This is a genomic window from Bacillota bacterium, assembly GCA_024655925.1.
Classification (GTDB): Bacteria; Bacillota; DTU025; order DTU025; family JANLFS01; genus JANLFS01.
Genome location: JANLFS010000106.1, coordinates 1 through 9649 on the forward strand (window position 1 = coordinate 1; position 9649 = coordinate 9649).

At 60.0% G+C, this 9649-nt stretch carries 13 protein-coding genes and 1 pseudogene; 6 read left to right on the forward strand and 8 right to left on the reverse strand.

Annotated features, from left to right (window positions below; genetic code table 11):
* The 5 genes from NUW23_13335 to NUW23_13355 form a co-directional block, all read right to left on the reverse strand.
* The coding region (locus NUW23_13335) for a cation:proton antiporter (GenBank protein ID MCR4427143.1) at positions 1 to 478 on the reverse strand (478 nt) is incomplete at its 3' end.
* Positions 479 to 503: 25 nt separating this feature from the next.
* The gene (locus NUW23_13340; protein ID MCR4427144.1) at positions 504 to 875 is read right to left on the reverse strand and encodes a hypothetical protein; all 372 of its coding nucleotides are present in this window, start codon (positions 873 to 875) and stop codon (positions 504 to 506) included.
* Positions 876 to 911: 36 nt separating this feature from the next.
* Complete coding sequence (locus tag NUW23_13345; protein ID MCR4427145.1) at positions 912 to 1892, reverse strand: ATP-grasp domain-containing protein; 981 nt, start codon at positions 1890 to 1892, stop codon at positions 912 to 914.
* Positions 1893 to 1910: 18 nt separating this feature from the next.
* The gene (locus tag NUW23_13350) at positions 1911 to 2141 is read right to left on the reverse strand and encodes a hypothetical protein (protein ID MCR4427146.1); all 231 of its coding nucleotides are present in this window, start codon (positions 2139 to 2141) and stop codon (positions 1911 to 1913) included.
* A 56-nt stretch (positions 2142 to 2197) separates the two neighbouring features.
* On the reverse strand, positions 2198 to 3112 hold the full coding sequence (locus NUW23_13355; GenBank protein ID MCR4427147.1) for a pseudouridine-5'-phosphate glycosidase: 915 nt from the start codon (positions 3110 to 3112) through the stop codon (positions 2198 to 2200).
* Positions 3113 to 3259: 147 nt separating this feature from the next.
* Between NUW23_13355 and NUW23_13360 the strand changes: the two genes are divergently transcribed.
* Entirely contained in the window at positions 3260 to 4555 is a 1296-nt protein-coding gene (locus NUW23_13360; GenBank protein MCR4427148.1) for a homoserine dehydrogenase, read from the forward strand.
* 26 nt (positions 4556 to 4581) lie between these two features.
* Here the strand turns inward: NUW23_13360 and NUW23_13365 are convergent, their stop codons facing one another.
* Positions 4582 to 4965, reverse strand: a complete 384-nt coding sequence (locus NUW23_13365) for a NusG domain II-containing protein (GenBank protein ID MCR4427149.1) — start codon at positions 4963 to 4965, stop codon at positions 4582 to 4584.
* On the reverse strand, positions 4955 to 5485 hold the full coding sequence (locus NUW23_13370; GenBank protein ID MCR4427150.1) for a Gx transporter family protein: 531 nt from the start codon (positions 5483 to 5485) through the stop codon (positions 4955 to 4957). Before NUW23_13370 ends, NUW23_13365 begins: the two co-directional genes overlap by 11 nt.
* A gap of 74 nt (positions 5486 to 5559) precedes the next feature.
* Here NUW23_13370 and NUW23_13375 point away from each other — a divergent pair, with 74 nt between their 5' ends.
* Positions 5560 to 6174 (forward strand): cyclase family protein, encoded by a 615-nt coding sequence (locus NUW23_13375; protein ID MCR4427151.1) that lies wholly within the window; start codon positions 5560 to 5562, stop codon positions 6172 to 6174.
* Here NUW23_13375 and NUW23_13380 read toward each other — a convergent pair.
* Positions 6171 to 6785 (reverse strand): flavin reductase family protein, encoded by a 615-nt coding sequence (locus tag NUW23_13380; GenBank protein ID MCR4427152.1) that lies wholly within the window; start codon positions 6783 to 6785, stop codon positions 6171 to 6173. The two genes, NUW23_13375 and NUW23_13380, sit on opposite strands and share 4 nt — an antisense overlap.
* A 152-nt stretch (positions 6786 to 6937) precedes the next feature.
* Here NUW23_13380 and NUW23_13385 point away from each other — a divergent pair.
* The 4 genes and pseudogenes from NUW23_13385 to NUW23_13400 all read left to right on the forward strand — a co-directional run.
* A pseudogene (locus NUW23_13385) lies at positions 6938 to 7138 on the forward strand (alpha/beta-type small acid-soluble spore protein).
* A gap of 422 nt (positions 7139 to 7560) precedes the next feature.
* Positions 7561 to 8208, forward strand: coding sequence for a cell wall hydrolase (locus NUW23_13390; protein MCR4427153.1), 648 nt, complete (start codon positions 7561 to 7563; stop codon positions 8206 to 8208).
* A gap of 172 nt (positions 8209 to 8380) precedes the next feature.
* Complete coding sequence (locus tag NUW23_13395) at positions 8381 to 9403, forward strand: ABC transporter ATP-binding protein (protein ID MCR4427154.1); 1023 nt, start codon at positions 8381 to 8383, stop codon at positions 9401 to 9403.
* Positions 9378 to 9649: ABC transporter permease (locus NUW23_13400; protein MCR4427155.1), on the forward strand; the 272-nt coding region annotated here is incomplete at its 3' end. The genes NUW23_13395 and NUW23_13400, both read left to right, overlap by 26 nt.

Sequence of the window (9649 nt, forward strand, 5' to 3'; positions counted from 1 at the left end):
CGATACAGATAGCGTCGTCGATTGCCACGACTGGAATAAGAGCCTGAGTGAGAGGGCCTTCAGCCTTGTGCCGTCGGACCACCATTATCGTGCTGGCAGGGGCAGTGGCGGCGGCAATGGCCCCGATGACCAGGCCTACCCCTGACGAATGCCCGAGCAAGACCGATACCAGGGCAACCAGGGCAAAGGCCCCAAGCGCCTGGGCGAGAGCCATCCCAAGGACTCCACGGGCGAGCGAACGAAGCCTCCCGGCCTCCAACTCGCCTCCCACAACGAAGGCAATCAGCCCGAGACCGATGTCCGTTGCCAGAGCTATAGCCATCCCCGAGACAGGCTGCCTGATACCCGGCCACACCTGCCCCAGAACCAGACCGGCGACCAAGTAACCCGTAACCGAGGACATCTTCAACTCACCCGCGAGCCTTCCCGCCGCTACGCCCGAAATAAGCAGGAGGCCGATCGCCAGCACGACGTTCATAGGTAACCTCCCCGCCCGCACACCACTACTTCGTCAGAGAATCCAGGCCTGACTGGGTTTTGGGGAACCCGACAACCCTGCCGACGGGAACCGTGAACAGAAGGCCGGTGCCCGGCCTGGTGAGATCCCCGACGACACTCTGTACAGCGGATATTGCCTCATCCACCTTATCGTCAGGAAGGAGCGCGAACACAGTCCTATTGTAAGGCCTGCTCTCATTAAGGTGGTGCCTGAGAGCCGCGAAGATCGGGAGAGACCCGGGATCGATCTCGGATAGCGTTCGCCCCATCCCGACGCTCTCTATGCACGTCGCGCCGGTTATTCCGGCGTGTAGGAAGGCAGACAGCAGGTCGTCCAGAAGCGCAGTGTCGTTGATTACGACAAAGAGCAGTTGCACGTGGTTCTCCTCCCCGCGGCGCGGCGCGCCGGATCATTACAGACCCTGTTGACCGACATCCGGCAAGTCGAATGGTGATACTAAGCCTGTTCTTCGGCATGCCAGGCTCAGAATCCTGCGGACGAGTGTCGGGTAGTCCATCCCGGCAGCCAGCGCCACTTTGGGCAGATCGCTGTAGTCGGGGCGCATTCCAGGCAGGCTGTTTATCTCTATGACGTAAGGTTGTCCCCCACGTTCCCGGATATCTACCCGGGCCACATCTCTGCATCCGATGCTCATGAATGCGCCGCATGCGGCAGCCTCAAGAGCAGTACGGAGTTCAGGTGAGATAGGCGCAGGGCAGAGGTACTTGGTGGACTCCCCGAAATCCTTCTTCACCTCATAGGTGTAGAACCGTCCAGTCTCGGGCGGAAGCTCACTGAAGTCGATGAGAAGCGGAGGCAAAGCGCGGACGCAAGGGGGATTGCCCATGACTCCTACAGTGAACTCCGCCCCCTCGATGAACTCCTCCACTACGACAGGCAGGCCGAACTCTGTGCGAACTCGCTCCACCTGAGCCACAGCCTCGGCTGCAGTGCGAACCAAGCTGTCTCTGTGGATCCCCATGCCTGATCCTTCGCGCCCGGGCTTGACTATCGCGGGAAATGTGTCCCACCCATCGAGTTCTTCCGGGCCTGTGAGGATAGTCCTGAACTTGGGCGTGGCGATTCCATAGTAGCTCATTACCTTCTTCGCCGCCGCCTTGTCAAGCGCCAGAGCATGCGCCAGGACTCCTGACCCGGTGTAGGGAATGCCTACCATCTCCAGCATTGCCGGAACCTGAGACTGCCTGCTCTCACCACGGACCCCAGAACTCAGGTTGAAGACTATGTCCGGCTTGGCTCCTCGTATGGCCGCGAGAAATTCGCTATCAGCCGGTACCACGCACGTCTCACATCTCTCAATAAGAGCGGCGGTCACCGCGCGGGCGGCGTCCCCGCGTTCTTCTAGGGGGTCCACAGCCACAGCTACTCTCAACCAAGACCCTCCTTCGAATCAGATTATCACCCTGATGGTTAGATCCTCGGCCCCCATCGCCAGTTCGCCGATGATCTGCGCGGCCTCCCGGGCGGTCCGGACTGCATCCATGACGCTTTGACACTCATGCGGCCGGAGCAGAACCACCACGCGCCGCAGGTCACGCTTGCATCCAGAGGGCCTTTCCACGGCCACAGCACAGGCAGGAAGTCCGCAGGCCTGCAGGCGCGAGTTGATCTCGTCCAACACCCCTATCACCTCCGCATGGCACACTATGCGTCGGCAGAGGTGAACGGTACGCCTGATCAGACCTTTGCTAGATGCCGGGCGATCAGCCCGGCAAGCCGCGCATTGGACTTCATCAGGGCGACGTTCGCCCGGAGGGAAGCTCCATGAGTCTCCCGGTGAATCCAGTCGAGCAAGTAGGGAGTGACCCGCTGCCCCGAGATGCCTTCCCGTTGCGCGCTGGATTCCCCACGCCTGAGAGATTCCTCCAAACGGGAACTGTCCATTGCCGCATCTTCGGGCACAGGGTTCACGACCAGCACCGCCCCGGCCAAGCCAAGGTCGCGTGCCGCCCGGGCTATCCTGCCGATCTGCGCTGGGGATTCCGTGCAACAGGTGACCTTGTATGGGCTGGACCGGACATAGAACAACGGGACAGTATCTGTCCCATAGCCTACGATCGGGACGGACAGTGTCTCAAGGAGTTCCAGGGTCTTGGGCACGTCAAGAATCGACTTAGGGCCCGAGCAGACAACCACCATGCTGCAGACCGCGAGAGCCAGCAGGTCCGCGGAGATGTCACCGGTTGCCTCGACCCCTCGGTGAACACCGCCTATGCCGCCGGTAGCCATAACCCCGATACCCACGGCCGACGCAACAGTGCACGTACCCGAGACCGTACAGCCCCCAGAAAGGCCGAGCGCAGCCGCCACTGCCAACTCCCGCCGGCCGATCTTGGCCGCGTCGGGCATCTCAGCAAGCCGGCGGATCTCGCTCCTTCCCATCCCAACCTTGACCGTTCCATCCAACACCCCGATGGTGGCCGGGACCGCCCCCGCAGCACGTACCTCCTCCTCCGCCGCCACAGCGACATCGTAGTTCTCCGGCCTGGGCAGGCCGTGAGTGAGGATCGTGGTCTCCAGGGCACATACAGGCTCCCCGGACTCCAACGCCTCTTGAACTGCCGATGAGATGCTGACCCACCCAGGGACCATGGTCTCACTCCTTTCGGCGGAAGTCCTCACAGTAATTATCTCAGAAGGTCTGTAGAATGCCAACACTGTCCAGAAGGGGAGCTTGCCCACGAGGTCGAATAGTAGATCATTTACACCCAAATTCGAACACGGAGGAACTCCCAAACCATGAGCCACAGACCCATAAACTTAGGGCTTCTGGGATTCGGCACTGTAGGAACAGGAGTGTATCGAGTCCTCAAGGAAAACAGCAACGAGATCGCAGCCAGGACCGGCGCCCCCATTCTGGTCAAGAGAGTCCTGATTCGCGACCCGGCCAAGGAGCGAAACGTGCCCTACCCAGAGGGGATGATGACCACCGACCCGGAGGATGTCCTGTCGGATCCGGAAATCGATATAATCGTTGAAGTCATCGGTAATTCGCACCCTGCACTTGAGTACATCCTGCGGGCTGTCGAGTCCGGCAGACACGTAGTCACCGCCAATAAAGAGGCGATCGCCAAATTCGGAGACAGGATCTTCGACGCCGCTGCCAAGTCCGGCGTGGACATCCGGTTCGAGGGCAGTGTGGCCGGAGGCATCCCTATCATCAAATCCATCAAAGACAGTCTGGCAGCCAACCGCATAGAGAGCATCGTCGGAATCGTAAACGGTACGACCAACTACATACTCACGAAGATGACGGAGCAAGGCGCGGAATTCGCCCAGGCTCTTTCTGAAGCGCAGAGGCTGGGTTATGCAGAAGCAGACCCTGCGAACGATGTAGACGGTCATGACGCAGCCTACAAGCTCGCCATCCTCGCCTCGGTGGCGTTCGGAGTCCCGGTGCATCCGCAAATGGTCTGTCGAGAGGGTATAACCAGAATCACTGCCTCCGACATCAAGTACGCGGCTGAGCTGGGATACGTTGTCAAGCTCCTGGCGGTGGCGAGGAATCGGGCGGGTGCCCTTGAGCTATCGGTCGGGCCATCGCTCGTGAGGCGATCGCACCCACTAGCGGCAGTATCGGGGTCGTACAACGCAGTGTTCGTCCAAGGAAACGCTTCAGGAGATCTGGTGTTTTCGGGGCGGGGCGCGGGTGATCTCCCGACAGCGAGTGCGGTAGTCGCAGACATTATCGAGATCGCCGAGGGGATAGTGAACCGACGAGGAGCACACAACTGGCGCTATGCAGGGAGCAAGGCGAAGGTCTTTCCGCCCGATGACGTGCTCGGCGGGTTCTACGTGCGCACCGTCGTAGACGACCGCCCCGGGGTTCTCGCCGGCATAGCCCAAGTGTTCGCCGACAACATGGTGAGCCTGCAATCGGTCATCCAGAAAGGACGACAGGACCCTGTGGACTTGGTCTTTGTGACTCACTCCGGGCGCGTGGGGGCACTCAGGGCAGCAGTGGAGAGAATCCGTGAATTCTCGTTCGTGCATGAGGTACCCGCAGTAATCAGGACCATGGAAGACCCGGACTGACCGGAGACCGGATGAGCGAGGCCGCGTCAGTCCCGGTCCGGGCTATCCACAGTCACCAACACACGGTTGGGCAGGCATGCGGCGAAGTCACCCTCCCGAGAAAGCCATCCCATGCTGATGCATATCTTGTCAGGGCAAGGAGAGGCGATGACCCGGGCGCGTAGGCCGTCTACCTCAATCTCGGTTGTGCCGAGCGGGCCTGAGACTTCCAACACGCGGCGGGGCCCGTCCTCCGTCAGGCGGATCGTATCCACCACAGTCTCACGGTCTCGACCAATAGTGGAGATCCGAAGTACTCCGCCGCCTGCCCGGCGCCGACGGGGAGTGTGCCCCGACCAGATAAGGCCGGTGCCTACCAGAAGAATGATGCATATCAACATCAATTTGGAGATATGAGGTCTAGTTACCATCAGGGCTCCTCCAAAGTGGCATCACCCGCGCGAGTACTGGAGAAAGGCGATCGCATACGAGACCGATGAATACCCCGGTCAGCATGGAGGCACCCAGGAGAACGGGCAGGTATGCCAGAAGTGCCGGATGCCTGATGAGGATGGCCGCCACGCCCAGCTGAGCCAGGCTGTGCACCGTGGCCCCAATTACGCTTACTGCCACATTAGAGGCCTGCGCGGGCAGCAAGCGGATGGTGAGTCCCATCGCGGCCGCACTGAGGGTCGCTCCAGCGAAGCCCATCCAGAACCCGGGACCCATAAAGCCTCCGCCTATGAGTCCGCCCAGGAGGCTTCGCAGCACGCTCACAGCGACGCCGGATCCGAACCCCAGAATTCGCAGGGCAAGCAACGTCGCTACATTAGCAAGGCCTATTCTTGCCCCAGGCAATGGCAACGGTGGGAGCAAGCCCTCGGCCGCATGTAGACCGGCGGCCGCGGCGACGAGGAGGGCGACGAGAACACGCCTGCGTACCCTGCCCACTAGAATCACCTCCAGTTCAGGGTCATTATACACTTAGTCCGGCGGCAGATAAAGCCGCAAGGAGGGAGTACGCAGTGAACGTCACATTCCTCGACGTATCAAGACCGCTCAGGACAGGCATGCCCGTTTGGCCCGGCGACCCCGAAGTCACGATCTCGCCAGTCTCCGGCATGGAGCAGGCCGGCGTCCGGGTGTCTCGAGTCTCCCTCGGCACCCATTCAGGTACGCACGTGGACGCACCCGCCCATTTCTTGCCACATGGGGCCCCTATTAGTAGTTTCCCCCTGTCCCGTCTTATCGGGCCGTGCCTGGTAGTTGACCTATCCAATCGAGCCAGTGTGATCAGCCGAGATATGCTCGCTCATGCTGTCGGAGATGGCACACACCCACGCATTCTCATCAAGACTCACCCGACTGCCCACGATGACCTGCACTGCCTGGACACAGAATGCGCAGCGTACCTCGTTGAGCGAGGCGTGGGTTTGGTGGGAACAGATTCCATGTCTATTGAGGGCCCACACTCTGATGGGAGAGTTCACAGGACCCTGCTCTCAGCGGACATATTGATCATCGAAGGATTGGAGCTTCGAGGCATCGAGCCGGGAGAGTACACCTTGATAGCCCTCCCGCTTCCTCTTGAGGGCGCAGACGCCTCGCCATGCAGGGCCGTTCTTGCCAGGTGCGGCTAGCGCCGAGTGCGTGCACGGGTTGCAGGCCGCTTCCTCACGGAGTACCCGAAATGCCCCAGCGTCTTGCCGAGCGCATAGTAGTGTCCGTGGGCGTAAGCTATAAGGCCTGCGCGCTCGAACGCGAGCCTCCCCTCGGCTGTCATGAGGCTCGCCTCAGCTTGCACCGCAACTACCTCAGCCAGGAACATGGTGTGGGACCCCAAGTCCAGAGTTCTTGCCACTCTGCATTCGATGTTGAGCGGGCACTCCTGGATCACTGGCGGCCTGACGACAACAGCGGGGGCAGCAGTCAGGCCTGTGCGTTCGAACTTGTCGACTTCCTTCCCTGAGACGACACCACAGTAATCTGTGGCCCGGGTCAAGTCCAAGGTGGGGACGTTCACCACGAACTCGCCCGATTCAGTAATCAGCCTGTGTGAATGCCGTTCAGGCCTGACTGAGATGGAGAGCATCGGTGGGTCGCTGCAAATCGTTCCAATCCAGGCGACGGTCACGATATTTGGTTTTGAGTCCTCACACTGGCATGTGACCATCACAACTGGGCACGGGCATAGAACTGTTCCTGGGTTCCAGCGGAGTTTGGGCACTCTATCGCTCTTCCTCTCGATCATCGATTCAGTCTCTAGTTTCTCCGTGCATTCTGTAGTTCCTCCGAAGCTGAGTCTTGATTCCTCACGTGACTGAAACTTCTAGTATGTTACCGAAAGCCCAGGTAAAACTACATACGCAATCGCAATTCGCGGAAGGAAGGAGGAAGTGATCGATGCCACGGCGGAACAACAATCAGATTCTCAATCCGCAGGCGCGTCAGGCCCTGAATCAGCTCAAGTATGAAATAGCCAGCCAGGTCGGCGTGGACTACAACACAAGCGGCGGGTACCTCGGAGATATACCTGCGCGCGAGGCTGGCAGAATCGGTGGGCAGATGGTCAGGAACATGATAGCTGCCGCGGAGCAGAGCCTGATAAGCCAGACAGTGGCGGGCGCCCAGGCCAGTTTCGCGCAGGCGCTCAGGCCGCAGGTGTCCACCAACTTCACCAACGAAACCAACTACGCGCCCCACACCAATGTGAATCCTGCCAGGTCATAAGGACCACGGACAGGTCCTTGGACCAAGGGAACGCGGTGACGCCCGGAGGCTTTGAGCCCCGGGCGTCGCGTGTTTCGACAGACCCGGCCTCCGATTCTCCGTGATCAGCTCCCCCTGCAGCGTCCCGCTTGAGGCCCCCTTCACCAGTGCTGTGCACTTCCCTGGCCACGGCACTATGGGAACTGCTCCCATCCGCTGGTTCCCAGCGGGAGTTTCGCCTATGCCTGCCGAATAGACCATCATGAGGAAGCGCGCCCCTTGTGATCCAGGCATATCAGGGAAAGGAGTTGCAGTAATTGAAGTCCAGAAACCCGCACTACGGCAGACTCGCTCTCATCACTATTCTCGCCGCGACCCTGGTCCTCGTTTCCGTCACAGTGACAAGTGCCGCGACTACATACACCGTAAGGTCGGGCGACTCCCTCTTCTTGATCGCACGCCGGTTCGGGACCACCGTGGACGCGCTCAAGGCCGCCAACGGCCTCTTCGGGGACACAATCTACCCGTTCCAGGTTCTCAAGATCCCAGCGTCCCAACCTAGCTCCCCATCCACGCCTCCGCCGTCTTCCGGTGCATCCTCCTCTGATGTAATGCTCCTGGCGAAACTTGTGACGGCGGAATCTGCGGGTGAGCCCTACGAAGGGCAGGTCGCTGTTGCCGCCTCGGTGCTCAACCGAGTCCGAAGCTCTCAGTATCCGAACACCATCCCTGGCGTCATCTACCAGGTGGTGGACGGGCGGTACTATCAATACAGCCCGGTTCTTGATGGACGCATCAACGTGTCCCCCACGGCCACGGCTCTTCGTGCGGCGAGAGACGCCCTGAATGGATGGGATCCATCCTACGGGGCGATCGGGTTCTACAACCCCGCCAAGACAAGCAACTGGTGGGTTCGTACGCGGCCCGTAACCAGAGTCATCGGTAATCACGTGTTCTTCAAGTAGCTTCCAAATCGTGGCGCGCATCACACCTGCGCCCCCGCCACCCGTAAGGAACGGGTGACCGGGGGCGTTTGGCTTGCGAGGACCGCGGCGTTTCTGGTGTATATTGGTTGACTGCGCTCATGCCTTCATGTATGATATGGCCTTGCGAGGCACTCAGGGAGGTGTGGGTTTGATGCACGGTTCAGCACAGGCGGTCGTCACAGAGCGTCTCACCCGTGTCTTCCGGGGAAAGCGGGACAAGAACGGCCAGGCCAAGCCTTTCACTGCACTGGACCAAGTCGACATCGAGATTGGGCGGGGAGAGCTCTTTGGGATCCTGGGGCCCAACGGCGCCGGCAAGACAACGTTGATCAAGATTCTATCCACGCTGCTCGCCCCCACCTCTGGCCGGGCCTTCGTGGGCGGAACCGATGTCATGCGCGACCCATACGCCGTGCGGAGGATGATCAACATGGTCTCCGGCGGCGAGCATTCCGGGTACGGCATCCTGACCGTCCGAGAAAACCTCTGGATGTTCTCGCAATTCTACGGAGTGCCCACTAAGGCAGCCTTGTCAAACATAGACACAATGATGGAACGCCTGAATTTCTCACAGGAACGCGACACTAAGATCAACAAGCTGTCAACAGGCATGAGGCAGAAGATGAACTTCATTCGGGGCTTCGTGAACGACCCAGAGATACTGTTCCTCGATGAGCCGACATTGGGTCTGGACGTGGCAGCAGCCAGGGATGTAAGAGGTTACATCAAATCCTGGGTTTCTTCGGGCCGGGGGAAGACAGTGCTCCTCACCACCCACTACATGGCGGACGCGGAGGAACTGTGCGACCGGATAGCCATAATCGACTCTGGGAAGATCCTTGCGTGCGACACTCCTGCGAACCTCAAGAGGCGGGTCACGCGGGACTCGGTCCTCAGGATCGAGATCGCGTCCCACGAGGACAGGTCGGACGAGTTCCGGGATCTGCCAGGGGTCAAACGCCTCGCGGCGGCGCACAAACCAGGAACGAACACCTCTGAACTCACCATGATCATCCAGGACGACTCCGTCCTCTCTCTGGTGGTTAAGACGGTGAGTGACATCGGATCCACGATCCTCTCCCTGAGAAAGGAAGAGCCGTCTTTGGAGGACGTCTTCCTGGAGGTGGTCGGAAGGAGGCTTACTGACGATGCCAGCCCTGTCAACAAACCTTAGGGCCCTTTGGGGGCGTGCTTACGTCAGGATAATCGGTGTCAACCGCGAGCCGTCCTGGATTGCCTTCGATGTGATACTGCCGGTACTGGGAACCGCGTCTTACGTTTACATATATAAAGCCATGAACGCAAGCCGCGAGTTCATGGGCTTCGCGATCCTGGGCGGGGCCATGACCGCCTATTGGATGAACGTGCTCTGGGCTATGGCAAGTCAGTTCTACTGGGAGAAGGAATCCGGCAACCTCGA